This is a genomic window from Streptosporangium subroseum (assembly GCF_900188345.1).
Lineage (GTDB): Bacteria > Actinomycetota > Actinomycetes > Streptosporangiales > Streptosporangiaceae > Streptosporangium > Streptosporangium subroseum.
This window is the reverse complement of the sequence record NZ_FZOD01000011.1, coordinates 158,527-179,116: the sequence shown is the minus strand read 5'-3', so window position 1 is coordinate 179,116 and position 20,590 is coordinate 158,527. Positions and strand designations below refer to the sequence as shown.

The window sequence follows — 20,590 nt, the reverse complement described above, 5'->3', positions numbered from 1 at the left end:
AAGTTGAGTCAAGTTAAGTTGTCAGCTTCCCATATCACTCCCTCGGAGGGTTGACACTTACGGGATAAGTTGTGGAATGAGAACGCACGTCCCGGCCGTCTCCCTGGGGGTCATCCCCCCGGAAAACCGGAGGAATGCGACACTCATGCCCGCTCTCGCCATCCGCTCCACCGGCGGCACGACGACGTGCCACGAGCCGGTGAGCGCCCGTCTGGCCGCTGAGTTTCTCACTGTTCCCGCGTCCACCGTGGATCGATGCGTGGCCGAAGTCCGGGCCTGCGCCGAGCACCTCGGTATCAGGGTGACGCCCGAAGTGATCGAACGTGTGGCGCGCGAGCATTTGCTCGCCCTTGTCAACTCCGCGCCGCCGCCCCGAAGTCCCCGGTAGCATCGGGGGCACCCGGCCGTCTTCTACGCACCGTTTGGCCCGGGAATGCGAGAAGGTTGGGGCGTGAGCGAGCGAAGCGAACGGGCCAATCAACGCGGCGGCAGCGGCGACAGGCTCATGCGGCCGACGGAGGAGGCTGCTTGAGCCGGCGACATCGTCGAGACCCCAGGGAGAGCCAGTCTCCGGATGAGGTTTTCTCCGAGATGTTGCTGGCGGCTCGCGAGCTGCTCGCCGTACGCAGCCCGCTGGACGCCGAGCTCATGGTCTCGGACATGATCGGAGCATGGTGGGGGCGCCGGCTGAAACGGGGAGACGCCGAGCAGGTCCTCGGTGAGGGTCTGGTCGACTACGCGGCCAAGGCCGGGTCTCCTGCCGCGCTCACCCTGCTGATCGCGCTGGCCTACCTCGGCACCGCCCGCCAGGCCGCCAAGGCGGAGGGCGCGGCGCTGGCGCTCATGGAGCGCGACGTGGCCAGGCCCCGCTGGGCCAACCGGCTGGGCGCGGTCAAGCCGACCGGCTGCTTCGTCTCCCGCGACGCCTACGGCGACCAAGACACGGTCATCTGCACCTTCGGCTACCGGGGTGCGGACAGCGGCGAGGACCGGCACGCGCTGGTCGTGATCGTGGACTACAACATGCGGGGCATCGCCCGCGACGCCTGGGTCTCCTCACACGTGGACAAGCTGCTGGAACAGGCCCGGGCCGAGGCCGAGGGCAACCCGATGCTGAGGTTCCAGGAGATCGAGCCGCAGCAGTCCAGGGCACTGCTCGAATCGGCCATGAAGGCCACCGTGGAGTACGGCGACCGCAGGACGTCCGCGCCGATCAGCGACAGCTACAGCGCCTACCACGCCTTCGCCCGGTCCCGGATCAAGGCGCTGCCGCCCGGCCGCAAGCGCCCGGCCCCGCTGCACAGCGAGGCTCCCTACAGCCGCGACCGCCGGGCGATGCTGGCCGCGGAGTTCCTGTCCTCGAGCGCGGCCGAGCACCTGTCGGACCCCTCGGCGGCCTCCCGGTGCGCCGACCACATCATCGACTACGGCTGCGACCAGGATTTCGGCCGTCCGCTCCGGGTAAGCCCGACCAAGTGCGAGACGTTCCTTCTCGACTGGCTGCCGCGCAAGGTCCTGCTCACCCCTGCCGAGCAGGAGGCGGTGCCCCACGTGCTGGGGGCATGGGCGCGCTTCGCCGCGCGCAGGACCGGTCTGCCCGACGAGGGCCTGCGCGCCACCCTCGACGGGATCTGGGAGGCGACGGCCAAGTTCGCCGAGGCCTACCGCGACCCGACGACCTTCGGCCTCGACGACAACCTGCTGGAGCGGCTGTTGCCCGACGGCGACCTGTCGGCCCTGGCCAGACGGGTGTTCGCGTTCCCATTCCTCCAGGGCACGCACGGCGAGATCAAGCTCGGCCTGCTGAATCCCGCCGACGAGACCGACCGGCGGGTCCTGCTGGGGATCGATCACGGCGGCGAGATCAACCGGCCCGACTACGACGAGCACCTCGCCTGGCACGAGGAGATCGCCGGCCGCCTCTGGGAGGGCGATCCTCCGCAGCTCTGGGAGGCCGCCCAGCGGCTGCTGGACCTCGGCCACGACCGGCACGACGTGCTGCACGTCCTGATCGAGATCGCCGAGCGGATCGGCGACGATCCGGAGGAGCTGGCCATCGCCCTTGACGACATCGCAGACATACCCGACGAACCTCCGATGTAGGTGAGCCATGGTGATCGATCTCAACGCCGACCTGGGTGAGGGCTTCGGCATCTGGCGGCTGGGCGACGACATGGCCCTGCTCGACGTGGTGACCAGCGCGAACATCGCCTGCGGATTCCATGCGGGCGATCCGGTGATCATCCGCCGCACCTGCGCGGCCGCGGTGGACCGGGGCGTGATGATCGGCGCGCAGGTGTCCTACCGGGACCTGGCCGGGTTCGGGCGCCGCGAGATGGAGGTGGATCCGGAGGAGCTCTGCGCCGAGGTGCTGTACCAGCTGGCGGCGGTCGACGGGATCGCCAGGGCGATGGGCGGCCGGGTCTCCTACGTCAAGCCGCACGGCGCGCTCTACAACCGGATCTGCCGCGATCCCGAGCAGGCCGAGGCGGTCGTGACCGCGGTGGTCGACTACGACCGGGGCCTGCCGGTGCTGACCCTGCCCGGTTCCGCCGTCCACGAGATCGCCGCCCGCGAGGGGCTCGCCACCGTCGTCGAGGCCTTCGCCGACCGCGCCTACACCTCCGCGGGCGCCCTGGTCTCCCGCCGCTCCCCCGGCGCCGTGCTCCACGACCCCGCCGAGGTCACCGCCAGGGCCGTGCGCATGGCGACCGACCAGACGGTCACCGCCGTGGACGGCTCCCAGGTCCCCGTGGACGCGCGCTCGATCTGCGTGCACGGCGACACCCCCGGCGCCGTGCTCCTGGCGCGGAGCGTCCGCGACGGCCTGGTCAAGGCCGGGGTGACGCTGAGGGCCTTCACGTGAGGCCGGTGCGATGACCCGCGAGCACGCCCCACCGGTGAGCCTGGAGACGGCCCGCGAGGGCGGCGCGCCGGAGGGCACGATGACGATCCGGCGGGCCGGAGAGCACGCCCTGCTGGTGGAGACCGGCTCGCTGGAGGTCTCCCACCGGCTGGACGCCCTCCTGCGGGCCGATCGCCCCGCCGGGGTGGTCGAGATCGTGCCCGGCCCCGCCACCGTCCTGGTCGCCGCGCCGGGCGCCGACCTGTCACGGCTGCGGGACCTGCTCTCCGGCCTGCTGGCCACGGCCCGCACCACCGGCGCCGGAGCCTCCCTGCCCACCAGGACCGTGACGGTCCCCGTGGTCTACGACGGCGCCGACCTGGACGACGTGGCCGCCCTGAGCGGGCTCTCCGTGGCGGAGGTGGTCGAGCTGCACACCCGGCGGGAGCTGGTGGTGGGCTGGCTGGGGTTCGCCCCCGGATTCGCCTATCTCACGGGTCTGGATCCGGTGCTGCACGTGGCTCGGCTCTCCACCCCGCGGACCTCGGTGCCCGCCGGTGCGGTGGCGATCGCCGGACCTTACTCCGCGGTCTATCCCTCGGCCTCCCCGGGCGGCTGGCGGCTGCTCGGCCGCTCCCCCCTGATCGTGTGGGACGTGACCGCCGACCCGCCCGCCGTTCTCACCCCGGGCACGCGGGTGCGCTTCCAGCCGATCGCCGGTCCATGATCGAGGTGATCGCTCCGGGACCGTACACCACCGTGCAGGATCTCGGCCGGCCCGGATACGGTCACCTCGGTGTGCCCCGCTCCGGCGCCGCCGACGCGCCGAGCCTGCGGCTGGCCAACCGCCTGGTCGGCAACCCCGAGGGCGCGGCGGGAGTGGAGCTGACCTTCGGCGGTGCCCGGTTGCTCTTCGCCGCCGGAGCCTGGGCCGCCGTCACCGGGGCTCCCTGTCCCGTGGAGCTTTCGCGGCCCCGCGGGACGGTCCCCGCGGGGATGTGCGCGCCGTTCTGGGTCGCTCCGGGCGACGAGCTCCGGATCGGGCTCCCCTCGGCGGGCCTGCGCACCTACGTCGCGATCAGGGGCGGCATCGACACTCCCGTCACCATGGGGAGCAGGTCGACCGACTCGCTCTCCGGTCTCGGCCCTCCCCCGCTCCGTCCCGGAACGGTCCTGCCCGTGGGGCCGACCGGCGCTCTGCCTCCGCTCACCGTGGACGCGGCGGCGCAGCCCGGAGTCATGACAGATGTCCTGCGAGCCCTGCCGGGGCCCCGCGACGACTGGTTCGTGCCCGGCGCGCTGGCCGACCTGTGCGCGGAGCCGTACGAGGTCAGTCAGGACGGCAACCGGGTGGGCGTCCGGCTGCGCGGCACCCGCCTCGATCGGATCCGTGAGGGGGAGCTGCCCAGCGAGGGCATGGTGGCCGGAGCCGTCCAGGTGCCGCCCAACGGCCAGCCGATCGTGTTTCTCGCCGATCACCCGCCCACGGGCGGCTATCCCGTCATCGCCGTTCTGACCTCGGCCGCCCTCGCCAGAGCCGCCCAGCTCCGCCCCGGTGACCGGATCCGCTTCCATATGTGATCATCTATTATCGTCACAGCGACGATTAAGGAGATCGCATGACGCTCGCAGAACTCCTGGATCCCCTCCTCCAACCCGCCTTCGTCGTCGGCGGGGCGCCCACCAGTTGGGCCGAGTTCCTTGGCTTCGTCACCGGGATCCTCACGGTCTGGCTGGTGGCCCGCCAGCACCTCTGGAACTGGCCGATCAGCGTCGCCAACGTGATCCTGCTCGGGCTGGTCTTCCTGGCCGTCGGACTCTACGCCGACGCGGCCCTGCAGATCCTCTACGTGGCGCTCGGGCTGTACGGCTGGTGGCAGTGGCTGTACGGCGGGGCGGGCCGGACCCGGCTGACGGTCCGCAGGACCGATCGCACCGAATGGGCCGCGCTGATCGGCTGCGGCGTCGTCGCCACCGCCGTGCTCACCGTTGTCCTCGCCACCTGGACCAACTCGACCGTGCCCTTCTGGGACGCCCTGACCACCGCACTCTCGCTGATGGCCACCTACGGGCAGACCCGCAAGCTGGTGGAGTCGTGGTGGCTGTGGATCGTGGTCGACCTGATCTACGTCCCGCTCTACGTCCACAAGGGCCTGTACCTCACCGGCGCCCTCTATGTGATCTTCCTCGCGCTCTGCGTCTCGGGCCTGCTGGCCTGGCGCAGGGACCTCGCGACCCGGCCGGTCCCGGTGACGGCATGAGCGCGGCTTTCGCCCATGGCCTGATCGTCGGCAAGTTCTACCCTCCGCACGCGGGTCATCATCACCTGATCGACACCGCGGCGGCGCGATGCGCCCGGGTGAGCGTGGTGGTCACCGCCTCGACCGCGGAGAGCATCCCGCTGGCGTTGCGCGCGGCCTGGCTGCGTGAGGCGCATCCGCAGGCCGAGGTGACGATCGCCCCCGTGGTCGACGACGTCGAGATCGACTACGCCGATCCGGAGATCTGGTCGGCGCACGTCACGGTGTTCCGGCACGCGCTCGCCCTCGCGCACGGCGAGGCTCCGGAGATCGACGCGGTCTTCTCGTCGGAGGGATACGGTCCGGAGCTGGCCCACCGGTTCGGCGCCGCCCACGTCGGCGTCGACCCGGACCGGGGGCGCTTCCCGGTGAGCGGCACGATGGTCAGGCGCGACCCGGCCTCGTGCTGGCGGTGGCTCTCTCCTGCGGTCCGCGGCCACCTGGCCCGCCGCGTGGTGGTCGTCGGCGCGGAGTCCAGCGGGACCACCACCCTGGCCAGGGATCTGGCCGCCCATTACGCCGCCCGGGGCGGGCCGTGGGCGGCGACCCGGTGGGTGCCCGAGTACGGCAGGACGTACTGCGAGGAGAAGCTCGCCCTGGCCCGCCGCCGCGCCAAGGCCACCGGACTGCCCGAACCGTGGCTGGACGATCTGGAATGGGAGTCCCCGGAGTTCGCGACGATCGCCGAACGCCAGCTCCTTTGGGAGGACGCCGCCGCCCGCACCGGCTCTCCCCTGCTGGTCTGCGACACCGACGCGTTCTCCACCTCGCTCTGGCACGAGCGCTATCTGGGAGTGGCCTCCCCCGTGCATCCGCGCGCCCGGCACGACCTGTGGATCCACACCTCGGTGGAGGACGTGCCGTTCGAGCAGGATGGCTGGCGGGACGGCGAAGCCGTCCGGCACCGGATGGACGCCCGTTTCCGCGAGGAGCTGGCCCTGCGGGGGTTGCCGCACCTCGTGGTGTCCGGGCCGCCGCACGCGCGGTTGGAGCAAGCCGTCGAAGCGGTCGACGCCCTGATCGCACGGGGCTGGGCGTTCACCGCACCCCTCTGAACGGCCTGCGGCCGGGCGAACCTGGGCCTGACTTATTTCATGAAACCGATGTCCTGGTATTTCAGGTCATAGAAGCCGCGGGCGCCGAAGTTGGCGATGGTGCTCTTGACGGCGACGTTCTGGGGACGCTGATAGAGCGTCACCACGTTCACCGCCTGCCAGATCAGTTTGTCGGCGGCGTTGGTGTCGGCGATGGCCTGGGCGCCGTCAAGCTCGGCGGTCGCCCTGTCCATGGCGGCGTCGATCTGGGGGGAGCCGATGCGGCCGAGGTTCGCGTTCCACCGCTTGACGCCCTTGGAGTCCTGCTTGGCGTTGGCGTACTGGCCGTAACCGCTGGAGACGGGAAAGGGCGTGCCCACGTAGGCGAACGCGGTGATGTCGTAGTTGCCGGGAATGATGTACGCGGTGAAAAAATCATCGCCGGGCACCGCCTGAAGGGTTACCTTGACCCCGATCTGGGCGAGCATGTTCTGGGTCAGTTCGGCCTCGGCCTTGGTGAGCTGCAGGCCGGAGGGCATGACAAACCGCAGGTTCAGCTCCTTGCCGTCCTTCTTGCGGGTCTGGCCCTCCAGCTTCCAGCCGGCGGCGTCCAGCATCTGCCTGGCCCTGCCGGGGTTGTAGACGCCGAGCTCACCGGCGTTGTCGCGGTATCCCCCCTGGGTGTTCATGAAGAAGTGGTTGTTCAGCAGGACGATCGGCCAGTCCAGGCCCTGCAGGTCCGACTGGGCGATGGCCTGGCGGTTGATGCCCATCGTGATGGCCTGACGGACCTTGGGGTCGGAGAGCATCGCGCTCTCGCCGTTCATCGTGATGTGCCGGAAGTCGGGCGCGGCGGCCTGCCGTACGATCGCATCCGGGGTGAGCTTGGCCCGCGCGTAGTCGGGCGCGGACGGGCCGATGTCGAAGGTGTCCAGCTCGCCGTTGCTGAAGGCGCCGATCAGCGCGTCGCTCTCCAGCGAGCGGTAGATGATCTGGTCGAGCTTGGCCCGCTCTCCCCACCAGCGGTCGTCCCTGCCGATGGTGAGCGTCTTGGCCGTCGGGTCGAACGCGACGAACCTGAACGGGCCTGCGGTCACCGGGATCCGGTTCAGCCAGTCGGTGTTGAACCCCTCGGGGGTGGCGTTGGTGGCCTTCGGATAGAGCGGGGCGAACAGCGACTGCCAGTCGCCGAAGGGTTTGGCGAAGGTGACGACGGCCCGGTAGTCGTCCTTGCCCCTCGTCACGCTCTCGATGTCCTGGTAGCCGGTGGTGCCGGCGACGCGGTAGTCGCCGTTCTTGCCGCTCAGCGCCTGCCACTGGGCTCTGTAGTCCTCCCAGGTGATCGGCTTGCCGTCGGACCACCTGGCTCTCGGATTGAGCGTCAGCGTGACGACCTGTTTGGGCCGGCTCGCCGTGATTCTGCCCGCCAGCAGGTAGTCGACGTTCGCGGAGATCTTGCCCTTCTCGTTGGAGCGGAAGGGCGAGGGCATGAGCCCGTCCATGACTCTCTTGACCGTCGCGAGGTTGCCGTCGACGTGGTTGAGGTTCCAGTTGGCCGGATACTCGTTGAGCCCCCAGCGGAGAACTCCCCCGTCCCTGACCTTCTCCCGGGCGACCGGGTTGATGTCGTAGGCCTTGATCTCCGAGGCGGACCCGGCCGGCGGCCCGCTCCGCCCGCCGCCGCAACCGGCCAGAGTCAGCGAGCCGACCACAGCCAGCACAACCAGCACGGCCGGCGCGGCGGCCGGCGCACTCACGCGCCGGATTGATATCATGGTTCCTCCTGGGTCATACGACTTCAAGCTTCTCGGCGAAGTGGCATGAGGCGCCGTGGTCCTCACCGAGAGACCGGACCTGGGGCTCCTCGTTCACGCATCGCGCCCTGTCCGTTTCGCCGAGCGTCTTGAACTTGGGGCAGCGGGTGCGGAAGCGGCAGCCGGAAGGGGGATCGGCCGGGCTGGGCAGGTCACCCTCGAGAAGGATGCGTTTCCTGGAGCGTTCCTTCTCGGGGTCGGGCAGCGGGACCGCCGACAGCAGTGCCTGCGTGTAAGGGTGCATCGGGGCGTCGTAGACCTCGCCGACCTGCCCGATCTCGGCGATCTTCCCGAGATACATGACTGCGACCCGGTCGGCGATGTGGCGGACCACGGCCAGGTCGTGTGCCACAAACAGGTATGACAGCCTCAGACGGCCCTTCAGCTCCTCGAGCAGGTTGATCACACCGGCCTGGATGGACACGTCGAGCGCCGAGACCGGCTCGTCCAGCACGATCAGCCGGGGCTCCAGGGCCAGCGCGCGGGCGATGCCGATGCGCTGGCGCTGGCCCCCGGAGAAGTCCTGCGGGTAGCGGGCCGCGTGGGCGGCCTCCAGGCCGACCAGACGGAGCAGCTCCCGGATCCTCGGCCCGGGGTCCCTGGTCCCGTGCGTGCGCAGCGGCTCGGCGAGGATGTCGTAGACGGTCATCCTGGGATCCAGCGAGGCCAGCGGGTCCTGGAAGACGACCTGCATGTCCCTGCGGATCGCCATCCGATCGCGGGCGCTCATCGCCGAGGTGTCGCGGCCCAGCACCGCGACCCTGCCCCGCTGCGGCTTGACCAGCTCCAGGATCTCCATCAGCGTGGTCGTCTTGCCGCAGCCGGACTCGCCGACCAGGCCGAGCGTCTCCCCCTCGCGGATGTCGAAGCTGATGCCGTCCACCGCGTAGACCGTGCCGACCCGCCGTTTGAAGAGCGAGCCCTTCATCAGGGGGTAGTGCTTGATCAGGTCGTCCACCGACAGGACCACGTCGCGCTCTCCGCGCGGCAGCCGTACCGGCCGCTCCTGAGGGACGACGGACTCGGTGAGCGGCTCGGTGACGGGGCCGGTGGCGGGTTCGGCGGTGGACTCGGCGACGGACTCGGTGACAGGACCGTTGGCGGGCGCGATGACGGGCGCGGCAGCGGACTCAGTGACGGGCTTGGTGACGGGGCCGGTGACGGACTCGGCAGCGGACTCGGTGGCGGGGCCCCCGCCGCTCTCGCTGCGCACGCCGTAGACCTGTGCGGGCGACCAGCCCGCCGCCTCGATCTCGCCCGAGCGGATACACGCCACCAGGTGACCGGATGAGCCCACCGGCTCCAGCACGGGCTCCGCCTCGGCGCACTCGGGGACGGCCAGCGGGCATCGCGGCTCGAACGGGCAGCCGGGCGGCAGCGCCGCCGGTGACGGCGGGTTCCCCTCGATCGGGACCAGCGGCTGCTCCCCGCCCTGGTCCAGACGTGGGATCGAGCCGAGCAGCCCCATGGTGTACGGCATGCGTGTGCGGTAGTAGACGTCGTCCACGGACCCGACCTCGACGGACCGTCCCGCGTACATGACGAGGACCCGGTCGACGAACCCCGCGACCACCCCCAGGTCATGGGTGATGATGACGATCGCCGCGCCCGTCTCCCGCTGCGCCTTCTTGAGCACCTCCAGAACCTGCGCCTGGATGGTGACGTCGAGCGCGGTGGTCGGCTCGTCGCAGACGATCACGTCGGGATCGTTGGCGATCGCCATCGCGATCACCGCGCGCTGGCGCATGCCGCCGGAGAACTCGTGCGGGAACGCCCTGGCGCGCTGCGCGGCGTTGGGGATGCCGACCAGGTCGAGCAGCTCCACGGCGCGCTTGGCGGCCTGCTTGGCGGTGACCTTCTGGTGGATCCGTACGGCCTCGGCGATCTGGTCGCCCACCCGGTATACCGGGGTGAGCGCGGAGAGCGGATCCTGGAAGACCATGGAGATCGTCTTGCCGCGGAACGCGGTGAGCGTCTTCTCCGTCGCTCCCAGGATCTCCCTGCCCAGCAGCCGCACCGAGCCGGTGACACGGGCGTGTGAAGGGAGCAGGCCCATCACGGCCAGCGAGGTGACCGACTTGCCGGAGCCCGACTCGCCGACGATGCCCAGCACCTCGCCGGGACGGACCGCGTAACCGACCCCCCTGACCGCGCGCACCGCGCCGGGGCCGGTGCCGAAGGTGACGTTGAGATCGCTCACCTCGAGGACCGGAGCGGCTCCGAGGCCTCCTTCACCGCCCCTTCCGGTCTCTCCCGTCTTCGCGGGCCGGGACCTCGCGTCCGTCGGCCGCCTGTCGCGCTCGCTCATCTGTTCTCCCTACCCCTCTGCGCGGTGGGGTCGAAGGCGTCGCGGAGGGAGTCGCCGACCAGGTTCACGGCGAGCACCATGACGATCAGCAGCCCGGAGCAGAACCAGAACGTCCAGGGGGCGTAGATGGCCGTCCTCGCCCCATCGGCGATGAGGCTGCCCAGCGAGACGTCGGGCGGCTGGATGCCGAAGCCGAAGTAGGACAGGGAGGTCTCGGTGAGGATCGCGGCGCTGACGTTCAGGGTGGCGTCCACGACCAGCAGCGAGGACATGTTCGGGATGATGTGACGAAAGATGATCTTTACCGGCGGCACGCCCATGAATCTGGCCGCCTGGATGAACTCCCGCTCCTTGAGCGAGATGGTCATGCTTCGGACGATCTTCGAGGTGACCATCCAGAGGAAAACGGCCAGTACCAGCACGAACAGCAGCCACTGACCGCTTTCGAAGAGCGGAGACATGATCGCCAGGATCAGGAAGGCCGGGAGCACCAGCATCAGGTCGGTCACCCAGGTCAGCGACCGGTCGGCCCAGCCCGTGAAGTATCCGGCGAAGGCGCCCACCACGGCGGCCAGCGTGGTGCCGATCACCGCGGCCAGCAGGCCGACGATCAGTGACTTCTGCAGGCCGCGCAACGTGACCGCGTATACGTCGGCCCCCGTCTGCAGGGTCCCCCACCAGTGCGCGAGGGAGGGCGGCTGGAGGAACGCCGTGAAGTCCTGGTCGGTGTAGGTCCACCTGCCGATGTAGGGCCCGACGAAGGCCAGCAGGAAGATCAGCCCCAGCAGCGCGAACCCGATCCGGCCCTGGAGCGAGCCGAAGAAGCGGCCCGCGACCACCCGCAGCCGCGAGGGCGCCTGGATCCGGCCGATGGCCGACTGCTGCTCGGCGAGCTCCTCGTCGGAGATGGTCATCGCCGGCTCACCCCACCCTGACCCGGGGATCGAGGACGGCGTGGAACACGTCGGAGGCCAGCGCGGCCAGCAGCACCGCCAGGGCGGCGAAACAGCTGATGGCCGCGACGGTGTTGACGTCGTTGGTGGAGATGGAGTTGACCAGCTGCTCGCCCATGCCGTGCCAGCCGAAGATCTTCTCGGTGAAGGTGGTGCCGACCAGCAGCGAACCGAACGTGAAGGCGAAGTAGGTGACCGCCGGGATCAGCGCGGTGCGCAGCGCGTGCCGGGTCAGCGCCGTACGGCGGCGCAGCCCCTTGGCCATGGCCGTGCGGATGAAGTCGGCGCCGAGCACGTCGAGCATCATGTTGCGCTGGTAGCGGCTGTAGACGGCGACAAGACCGAGCGAGAGTGAGATCGTGGGCAGGATCAGGTGCTGGAGCCGGTCGACCAGCTGGGTGAGGAACCCTCCCTGGAGGCCGGGGGTCGCCTCGCCGCTGACGAGAAAGACCTGGGTGCCGACCGCGTCGTTGAACCAGATCACGGCGATGATCAGGATGTTGGCCAGCACGACCGTGGGGACCGCGAGGACGACGAAGGAGACCGCGGTCGACAACCGGTCGAACACGCCGTACTGCTTGACGGCCGCGTAGGCGCCGATGAGCACGCCGGTGACGCTGCCGACGATCAGCCCGGTCGTGATCAGGCGCAGGGTGACGCCGATCCGCCTCGCGAGGTCGTCGTTGACCGAGCCACCCGTCACCGTCTTGCCGAAGTCTCCGTGGAGGAGGCCGCCCGCCCAGGTCAGGTAGCGCTGGAACAGCGGGGTCTCGTCGTTCAGATTCAGTTCCGTGAGGCGCGCGTCGATGACCGCCGGTGGAATCGGGGGGTTGCGTCCCTCATAGTTCGACCGGGGATTGAGCGCGCTCGCCGCCAGCATGTAGGCCAGGCTCGTGGCCACGATGATCAGCACCAGATAGTTGAGCAGCCTCCGGGCAAGGAATCCCGCCATCGTCCCCCCCTCCGGAGCCTCTTGCCGCCAGCGGCCATCCTGCTACATTGGGCGACTGGTTGAGTGCATAGAGTACTGATTCGAGGGTGCGATCTCAGCCAACGGCGGTGTTTGGTCGCTCCGCCTCGCGAACCCGGGCCCGCGGAGACTCCGCGCGGGCTCCGTAAGGGGCCGGCGTGGGATTCCGGTACGGGCTCGCTCGGCGTGAGTTCGACGCGGAATTCAGTGGGGGCCCGGCGTGGGCTCGACGCAGGATTCGGTACGGGCTCCGCGTGAATTCGGCGCGGGATCGGTACGGGCTCGCTCGGTGCGGCCTCGACCCCGGCTCAGCATGGGCTCAGCTCGGGATCAGCATGGGCTCAGCGCCCGGCGAGTTCTTCCACGGCGGCGCGCAGGTCGGCGCTGGTGATCGTGGTCAGGTCGGCGGCACTGGCGGTCCCGCCGCCCACGGCGGCCAGGCGGACATCCCTGCGCATGGCGGCGCGTTCGAACAGCGAGCGCGCGAACCGGCCGTTGCCCAGGCCGTCGATCAGGCCCTCGTCGCAGACCCAGGTGAAGACCTCGGCCAGATCCTGACGGGCGGCGTCGTCGAACCTGTCACCCGACCCCTCGGCAAGCAGCGCGGCGATCTCGGCGAGCTCGTCCGGAGAGTAGGAGGGGAACCGCACGTGCTGGTTGAACCTGCTGGCCAGACCGGGGTTGGAGGACAGGAAGGCGTCCATCTCCCGCCCGTATCCGGCCAGGATGATCACTAGCCGGTCGCGGTCGTCCTCGGCCCGCTTGAGCAGCGTCTGCACGGCCTCGTTGCCGAAGGCGTCGCCCCCGGCGTAACCGGGGTTGACCAGGCCGTAGGCCTCATCGATGAACAGCACCCCGCCGAGCGCCCGGTCCACCAGCTCGTTCGTCTTGATCGCGGTGGCCCCGAGGTGCTGACCCACCAGGTCGGCCCGCTGGGCCTCGACCACGTCGGGCTGGGCGAGCAGGCCCAGCGCGGCGAAGATGCGGCCCACGATGCGGGCCACGGTGGTCTTGCCGGTGCCCGGCGGCCCGGCGAAGACGAAGTGCCTCATCTGCGGCGGGGTGGGCAGCCCTCGCTCCTGGCGCATCTTGGCCACCCTGAGCTGCGCGGTGATCGCGTGCACCTGCCGCTTGACGGGCTCCAGACCGGCCATCCGGTCCAGGTCGGCGAGTGCCTCCTCCAGGGTGGGCGTGGCCTGGTAACCGCGGTAGCGGGCGGTGAGCTCGTCGAAGGCCTTCGTGACGTCGCGCTCGACGGTGGTCACCAGGTCCTCGGTGGTGGGTGAGCCTCCCCCGCCCACCACGCGCACATCCCTGGCCTGGGCCGCGGCCTCCACCAGGCTGCGGACGAACCGGGCGTTACCCAGCTCGTCCACCATGGCGCGCCGATGAATGTCCTCGAACCGGGCGAGCAGCACGGGCTTGGCGTCCTCGGCCATCCGGTCGCCCCGCCGCCGCTGCAGCAGCTCGGTGATCTGCAGCAGCTCGTCGGGGCCGTAGCTGGGGAAACGGACCCGGCTGGAGAAGCGGCTGGACAGGCCGGGATTGGAGGACAGGAAGGCGGTCGTCTCCTTCTCGTATCCGGCCAGAATGATGATCAGCCGGTCGCGGTCGTCCTCGGCCCGCTTGAGCAGCGTCTGCACGGCCTCGGCGCCGAACCTGTCGGGCTGGCCTTCGCCGGAGTTGACCAGGCTGTAGGCCTCGTCGATGAACAGCACCCCGCCGAGCGCCCGGTCCACCAGCTCGTTCGTCTTGATCGCGGTGGCCCCGAGAAACTCCCCCACGAGGTCGGCCCGCTGGGCCTCCACCACGTAGGGCGTCTCCAGCAGGCCGAAGGCGTAGAAGATCTTCGCGACGGTCCTGGCCACACTGGTCTTGCCCGTGCCGGGCGGGCCGACGAACACGAAGTGGCGCATCGGCGGCTCGGTGGAGTATCCCGCCTCCTTGCGGAGCCTGGCCGCCTCGATCGAGGCGGCGATCGAGCGCACCTGCTCCTTCACCGGGGCCAGGCCGATCATGCTCTCCAGTTCGCCGAGGGCCTCCTCCAGCGATATCGGAGGCGGCGCGGACGGCTCGCCGGACGCGGAGACGGGAGCGCCGTTCCCCCCGTCGCGGCCCCGGAGCCTGACCTGCTGCTCCTCGCCGGCCAGTGCGATCCTGGCCTGGCGCGCCTGGACGAAGCGGTAGACCAGCACCGCGACAGCCGCGCCGTACGCGACTCCCACGGCGACGCCCGGCGACTCCGAGGCGACCGTGGTGGCCAGCACCGCGGCCACCGCACCGGCGGACGCCAGCGCCAGGAGCGTGGTCACCCACGGGGGAACCCAGCGGATGAGGTGGGCGATCCCGGCCACGGAGAGGCCGAGGACCACCAGCGCCGTCGAGACCAGCGGCGGCCAGCCGTACGTGCCCTGGAGGAAGAACAGCGCCATCAGCCATCCGAGCACCACCACCAGGGTGGCGGCGGCCCGGGGGAAGCGCAGGGTCAGCGCGACGAAGCCGAGCAGGGTCAGCGTGGTCATGAACGTGTAGATCGGATCCCAGCCCACGCCGAGCGCCAGTCCGACCATCCCGATCAGCACACCGGCGTAGATGAGTCTGCGCAGAGGCACGGAGAGCCGGAAGTAGCTCAGCCTCACCTGTTCGAACAGATCTCGTGCCGCCGCGCGTCCCGCCGGCCGGGCCCTGCCGGATTCCCGCATCACGCCTCCCCGGTCCGCCCCCGGTTATACCGCACCGAGGATGCGTTTGCGCGCGCCTGAGCGCCACGCCACGCCGTCACACAGACACGATCAGATATACGGATGAGATCGGATTAACTCTACGATCCAGGCACCAAGTTCCGGCCCCCTTCTTCCCCTGCGGGCGAGCCTCTCTTTTCACTCTGTTCTCATACATCTCGCCAGCAGATCTCATCTGATGAAACGGGCCATTCCTCCCGCCGATCGCGCCTTCCCCCCGCCCTCGCGGAGCGGGCGCCGGACTCCGGGCAGGGGAATGTCACCGGCAGGCAAGGCGACACCGACGACGGCGATCGGGCCAAGAGCTCGCCGGGAAATCCTCCCGGCCACGACGGGACGCGGCCCGTCGCCCGTCGCCCGTCGCCCGTCGCCCGTCGCCCGTCGCCCGTCGCCCGTCGCCCGTCGCCCGTCGCCCGTCGCCCGGGATCGTACGGGCCGCAGTGGGCTCTCCTCAGCCGGGGCGGGAGCGGCCCTGGTGGCGGCCGGGGTATTCGCCGACGACGACCTGCTGGGGGGTGATCCTCAGCACGTCCGCCTCACTGTCGCCGATCGCGATGCCGCGCACCTCGGCCCAGAACCGGCGGTCCACCGGGTCGGCGACGAACACCGCCACCCTCGGGTCACGCTCGGCCGCCTCCCAGGCGTCGGAGGCGGCGATGAGGCGGAGTTCGCCGCTCGGGCCGACCGAGCTGACCGACCCCACGGCCAGCGCGCGCGGCCCACTGGAATCGGCATAGGCGAGCACCACCCCGCGGCCGTAGGTGAAGGCGTCGCGCACCTCCACGCTGAGCCCCACCGGCGGACCGACGTCGCCGGGCACGCGCCGGCCGCAGTTCTCACACATGATCAGGGATGCCCGCCACGGTCCCGGCGCACCCCGCCACCACGCCTGCACCGACCTGGTGGCGAACACCACCACCAGCACGGCCAGCATCCCGGCCCCCGCCTGTCCCGCCCAGCCGCCCACGGCCGGGGGCAGGCCGAGCACACCGGCGGCCGCCGTCCCGCCGAGCGCGAGCGAGGTCGCCACCAGCAGGCCCAGCGCGGCCACGAGCCAGCGATCCGTGGCGAGCACCTGGCCGAGGCAGGGAGCCAGTCCGCCCCGGACGCGCACCCAGGCGAGCGCGAGCGGGACGGCCGCCGCGGTGAGTGCCCATCGCGGCTCGCCCAGGATCAAGGCGGTCCCCGCGACCGCGGCCAGCACCGACCACGCCCGGCCCACCACCAGCCAGAGGGTCACGTCGATGTCCCGCCGGGCCGTACGGTCCTGGTGGACCGTGGTGAACTCGGCCAGCGCCCTGACCGGCCGTCCGCGCCACGCCTCGACCAGCACGCGCAGGACCAGCACGGCCGCGCCGTTGAAGAGGACCAGCCCCGCGAGACCCGCCCAGACACCGCTCACCATGTCCGGCGCCGAGCCGAGCGTGAGCGCGGGAACCTCGGCGGGAAGGGTGGCGATCGCCGCGACATAGGCGGCGACACCGACCAAGGTGATCGAGACGGACATGCTGAGCCAGAGATCACGGGCGAGCATGCCCGGCACGTAGGGCCAGAGCCTGACCCGGTGCGCCTGCCTCAGGGTGATCACCAGGACGACGAGGGGCATCGCCGCACCGCCGATTTTCGCCTCGGTGACCAGGCCGAACCCGAAGGCCACCACCCCCACCACGACAAACGCCAGCGCGAGCAGGATGCGGGTCTGCCGGGACCACACCTCCAGGGCGCGCCTGGCCCGCCCGGTCTCGCGAGGGTCGATCGGCCAGGCGGGATCGTGGTGGCCGCGAGGACGCTCCCAGCGCAGGAACGTCAGGCCGAGGTTGATCCTGGCACCGGGATGGTCCTCCAGGCGGCGCAACGCGTTGCGGTAGGCGGTCTCCGCGCGCCTGTGCTCTCCGCGCAGCAGTGCGAGGTCGCCGACGAGGACGTGCGCGTCGGGCTCATCGGGGGCGTAGCGCACGGCCCTGGCCGCCTGGGCCCACGATTCACGCCAGCGTCCCGGCACCCGGCGCAGGGCCGCGCCCAGGCGCAGTCGCGCGGCCCAGGACCCGGGCGCCAGCCGTACGGCCTCCTCCGCGGCGGCCACGGCCTCGGCGTCGCGGCCGAGCCGTTCGAACGAGAGACTGGCGAGGCGGTAGCCCCAGTCGGCGCCGGGATCAAGGTCCACCGCCTTTCGTGCGGCGTCCAGTGCGGCCTCCGGCTGATCATGGCCGAGCAGGGTGACGGCCGTGATACACCATTCCCGTGGGCCGTCCGGAGACGGCGGGAGCGAGACCCGCGCGAAGTCCTGTTCGTCAGGACCTCTCACCACGGTGGTTCACGGGCCTCGCGCCGGTTGACCACGATCTGACTCCCCATGATCACCATGGTCCGTGCGAGACCGCCGTTTGCCTAGATAGCGGCTATATGCCTGTATCTCTCTAGAGAGGTCGCAGATGCGGCCACAAAGTGCATATATCAGCGCGAATCAGTCATCCATTCGCCGCCGGACCGTCCCGTCACCTTGCCACGACCCGGGAGCCCCAAACGGGTGGAACCACAGCCGGGCCCCGCCCACGCGGAGCCGCGCCCGGACAGAGAATCGTCCCCGAAAGGCCGGCTCCACGACGGACGATTCAGGGCCCCGCCGACCCGCCGGGCGCAACGACATCGGGTGAAGGTTTGGATGGTCCCCGTTCGGTCAGTTATCGGTCAACCATGGGCAAGAATGGGGAATCCGACCCGAAGGGGGAACCGTGCGACGAACCCTCCATGATCTTGCCTCCCTGGCCGCCAGACTGGGAGTGGGCGGGATCTTCTTCGCCAACGGCTGGCACAAACTGGAAGCGGGCCTGACCGCCACGAGCGACCAGTTCGGGAGCCTGGGTGCCCCCGCCCCCGGGGCGTGGGCCGCCACCACGATGCTGACCGAGCTCATCGGCGGCGCCCTGCTCGTGGCCGGACTCGCCGTACCGGCCTGCGGGCTGCTGCTGTTCGCCGAGGCCGTCGCCGTGTTCGTGGTGGCCAGCGGCGATCAGGGCCTGCCCCTGACCGGGGGCGACATCAACCTGATCGTGGCTCTTGGGGCGGCCTCCATCCTGCTGGCGGTCGGCGGCGCGGGCCGCCTGTCGGTCGACCACATGGTGGTGATCAAACGGCGTGAGGCCGAGGCCGCCGAGGACTTCGCCGCCGATGCCGAGGCCGACGACGTCCTCGCCTCGCTGCGCGAGCCGGAGACCGTCACCGCGCCCGCCCCGCCCGTCACCGACCGCACCGACCAGAAGGCGGGCAAGCCGGCCGCTTCCGGATCGGGCGATCCGGGTGGTTCGGACAACACCGCCGACACCGCGGAGTTCCCCGCCGCCACCCGTCCGCGTGTACGCACCCGCAGGCCCCCGGCCGGTGACGCGACCCCGGCGACCGCACCCGCGCCGGTCGTCACACCCACCCCGGACAAGGCAGGCGACACCCTCGTGGCGGGGAAGAAGGACAAGTCCGCCGAGAGCTGAACAACCCGGCGGAACAATCAGGCGACCGGAGTGACCAGCTAGAGCGGGTAATTGCCGCGATGCTGGCGATCGGGTAATCGTCCGCATCGCGGATAAGCAGTACCGGAACGGCCCGTCGTAACAGCACAATGACCACCATGCGCCTGCCCGACTGGTTCGCAGAGCGGGTGGAACCCGCACCCCCGGAGACCGAGCTCCGCGTCTCCACCCTTGAACTCTTCTTCGATCTGGTCTTCGTCTTCACCGTCACGCAGCTCACCAACCTCCTGGTGCAAGGACTGCAGGACGGCGAGGCCTACGAGGGTGCGCTACGCGTACTCCTGGTGTTCGGTGTCATCTGGTGGATGTACGCGGGTTACGCCTGGCTGACCAACGCGGTTCCCCCGGCTCGCCCCGCCCGCCGGGTGCTGATCCTTCTGGGCATGGCCGGGTTCATGATCGTGGCGCTGTCGATCCCCGCGGTCTTCGACGGCGACGGCATGGCGTTCACCCTCGGCTACCTGCTGCTGATCGCCGTCCACGCCGGGCTGTACATGCAGGCCACCGCGGCCTTCGCCCGGGTGATCCCGTTCAACCTCGGCGGGGTCGCGCTGGTCGGCCTGGCGAGTTTTGCCGGCGAACCGTACAACTACCTGCTCTGGGGCGCCGCGGTGGCGCTGCTCTGGGGAAGCCCGTACTTCATCGGCCAGAAGGGCTTCAACCTCAGGGCCGGGCACATCGTCGAGCGCCACGGCCTGCTGGTGATCGTGGTGCTCGGCGAGTCGGTCGTGGCGATCGGCATCGGCGCCGCCGGACTGCACGTCGGCTTCGCCCTCGGCCTGGCGTCGGTGCTCGGTCTCGCGCTGGCCGCCTGCCTGTGGTGGCTGTACTTCGGCGGGGACGACGAGGTGCACGCCGAGCACACCCTGGCGGAGGCCGAGCCGGTACGGCGCACCCGCCTGATCCTCGGCGCCTACTTCTACGCGCACATCCCGATGTTGCTGGGCATCGTCGCGGTCGCCACGGGCGTCAAGAAGGCGATCGGGCACCCGGTCGATCCGCTGAAGCTCAGCGCCGCCGTCACCCTGGCCGTGGGCGTCGCCCTGTTCATGGCGGGCAACGCCTGGTTCCGCCGGGTCCTCGGCATGACGGGCAACGGGCTGCGGAACACGGGCGCCCTGATCGCGCTCGTGACGGTCGTGCTCGGGCTCTGGTCGGCCCTCGCGCAGCTCACCGCGCTGGTCGCGCTGATGGTCACGGTGATCGCGCGGGAACGGCGCTCGGTCTCTCGCTCATCCCTTCGCTGAGGGTCGTGTACGGAGGCCACCGAGATCGTCGGGCCAAGGTCATGACGAGGCCGCGTTCCGTCTAACGTGGTCTCCTGCTCCATCCAGCAGGGCGGGGACGCGGCGGTCTCGCGGGCCGTTCGGGACACGCGGACGGCGTCCCCCGCCCGCCGGACAGGACGCGTCCGCCGTACCGGAGGAGAAGACGTGATCAAGGTTCTGATCGTGGACGACCAGGTGCTGGTCCGCGCGGGCTTCCGGATGATCCTGGAGGCCCAGGACGACATGAGCGTGGCGGGCGAGGCCGGGGACGGTGAGGAGGCGTTGCGCCTCACCCGGGAACTGCTGCCCGACGTGGTGCTGATGGACCTGCACATGCCTCGGGCCGACGGGATCACCGCCACCGGCGCGATCACCGCCGAGCTGCCCGGGGTGCGGGTGCTCGCGCTGAGCACCTTCGACCTGGACGAGTACGTCGTCGACGTGCTGCGGGCCGGGGCGTCAGGTTTCCTGCCCAAGGACATCTCGCCCGAGGAGCTGGTGGAGGGTGTGCGGGTCGTGCACCGCGGGGAGGCGGCGGTCGCGCCCCGGCTGCTGACCCGCCTGATCGGCACGTTCGTCCAGGCGGCCCGGCCGCGCCATACGACCACGTCCGAGCAGCTGACCGGGCTGACCGATCGTGAGCGGGAGGTGCTGGTCCTCATCGCCCGCGGCCAGTCCAACACCGAGATCTCCAGGACCCTGCAGCTGGCCGCCTCCACCGTGAAGAACCACGTGAACAGCGTGTTCGCCAAGCTCGGCATCCGCGATCGAGCCCAGGCCGTCATCGCCGCCTACGAGACCGGGCTCGTCACCCCCGGTGACTCCTGAGTCCC

General features: G+C 70.5%; 16 protein-coding genes. 10 read left to right on the top strand and 6 right to left on the bottom strand.

Features of this window, described 5'->3' with window-relative positions:
- The first annotated feature begins 145 nt into the window (after window positions 1–145).
- The 7 genes from CHC08_RS14350 to CHC08_RS14320 all read left to right on the top strand — a co-directional run bounded on the left by CHC08_RS14350 (window position 146) and on the right by CHC08_RS14320 (window position 6,200).
- The gene (locus CHC08_RS14350; RefSeq protein WP_089207750.1) at window positions 146–388 is read left to right on the top strand and encodes a hypothetical protein; all 243 of its coding nucleotides are present in this window, start codon (window positions 146–148) and stop codon (window positions 386–388) included.
- Between the two features lie 203 nt (window positions 389–591).
- On the top strand, window positions 592–2,103 hold the full coding sequence (locus tag CHC08_RS14345) for a hypothetical protein (protein WP_179282043.1): 1,512 nt from the start codon (window positions 592–594) through the stop codon (window positions 2,101–2,103).
- Window positions 2,104–2,110: 7 nt separating this feature from the next.
- Complete coding sequence (locus CHC08_RS14340) at window positions 2,111–2,866, top strand: LamB/YcsF family protein (protein WP_089207748.1); 756 nt, start codon at window positions 2,111–2,113, stop codon at window positions 2,864–2,866.
- Between the two features lie 10 nt (window positions 2,867–2,876).
- Window positions 2,877–3,572 carry a 5-oxoprolinase subunit B family protein gene (locus CHC08_RS14335; RefSeq protein WP_245878316.1) on the top strand — a complete coding sequence of 232 codons (696 nt, stop codon included), beginning with the start codon at window positions 2,877–2,879 and terminating at the stop codon, window positions 3,570–3,572.
- Entirely contained in the window at window positions 3,569–4,426 is an 858-nt protein-coding gene (locus CHC08_RS14330) for a 5-oxoprolinase subunit C family protein (RefSeq protein WP_089207747.1), read from the top strand. Before CHC08_RS14335 ends, CHC08_RS14330 begins: the two co-directional genes overlap by 4 nt.
- Window positions 4,427–4,464: 38 nt before the next feature.
- Complete coding sequence (pnuC, locus tag CHC08_RS14325; RefSeq protein WP_089207746.1) at window positions 4,465–5,106, top strand: nicotinamide riboside transporter PnuC; 642 nt, start codon at window positions 4,465–4,467, stop codon at window positions 5,104–5,106.
- Window positions 5,103–6,200, top strand: a complete 1,098-nt coding sequence (locus tag CHC08_RS14320) for an AAA family ATPase (RefSeq protein ID WP_089207745.1) — start codon at window positions 5,103–5,105, stop codon at window positions 6,198–6,200. Before pnuC ends, CHC08_RS14320 begins: the two co-directional genes overlap by 4 nt.
- A gap of 32 nt (window positions 6,201–6,232) precedes the next feature.
- Here CHC08_RS14320 and CHC08_RS14315 read toward each other — a convergent pair whose 3' ends face one another.
- From CHC08_RS14315 to CHC08_RS14290, 6 genes are all read right to left on the bottom strand, one after another.
- On the bottom strand, window positions 6,233–7,936 hold the full coding sequence (locus CHC08_RS14315) for an ABC transporter family substrate-binding protein (RefSeq protein ID WP_245878315.1): 1,704 nt from the start codon (window positions 7,934–7,936) through the stop codon (window positions 6,233–6,235).
- 31 nt (window positions 7,937–7,967) lie between these two features.
- Entirely contained in the window at window positions 7,968–10,301 is a 2,334-nt protein-coding gene (locus CHC08_RS14310) for a dipeptide ABC transporter ATP-binding protein (protein WP_089207743.1), read from the bottom strand.
- Entirely contained in the window at window positions 10,298–11,215 is a 918-nt protein-coding gene (locus CHC08_RS14305; RefSeq protein WP_089207742.1) for an ABC transporter permease, read from the bottom strand. Before CHC08_RS14305 ends, CHC08_RS14310 begins: the two co-directional genes overlap by 4 nt.
- Window positions 11,216–11,222: 7 nt before the next feature.
- A complete protein-coding gene (locus CHC08_RS14300) occupies window positions 11,223–12,206 on the bottom strand; it encodes an ABC transporter permease (protein WP_089207741.1) in 984 nt (327 codons plus the stop codon).
- 359 nt (window positions 12,207–12,565) lie between these two features.
- Window positions 12,566–14,926, bottom strand: a complete 2,361-nt coding sequence (locus CHC08_RS14295) for an AAA family ATPase (protein WP_089207740.1) — start codon at window positions 14,924–14,926, stop codon at window positions 12,566–12,568.
- A 490-nt stretch (window positions 14,927–15,416) separates the two neighbouring features.
- A complete protein-coding gene (locus tag CHC08_RS14290) occupies window positions 15,417–17,270 on the bottom strand; it encodes a tetratricopeptide repeat protein (RefSeq protein ID WP_245878314.1) in 1,854 nt (617 codons plus the stop codon).
- A 427-nt stretch (window positions 17,271–17,697) separates the two neighbouring features.
- On the opposite strand from CHC08_RS14290, the gene CHC08_RS14285 reads away from it, so the two are divergent.
- The 3 genes from CHC08_RS14285 (at window position 17,698) to CHC08_RS14275 (ending at window position 20,585) form a co-directional block, all read left to right on the top strand.
- A complete protein-coding gene (locus CHC08_RS14285; RefSeq protein ID WP_143653216.1) occupies window positions 17,698–18,450 on the top strand; it encodes a DoxX family protein in 753 nt (250 codons plus the stop codon).
- Between the two features lie 137 nt (window positions 18,451–18,587).
- A complete protein-coding gene (locus CHC08_RS14280) occupies window positions 18,588–19,736 on the top strand; it encodes a low temperature requirement protein A (protein WP_089207790.1) in 1,149 nt (382 codons plus the stop codon).
- A 186-nt stretch (window positions 19,737–19,922) separates the two neighbouring features.
- Window positions 19,923–20,585 (top strand): response regulator transcription factor, encoded by a 663-nt coding sequence (locus CHC08_RS14275; protein ID WP_089207737.1) that lies wholly within the window; start codon window positions 19,923–19,925, stop codon window positions 20,583–20,585.
- Window positions 20,586–20,590 lie beyond the last annotated feature (5 nt).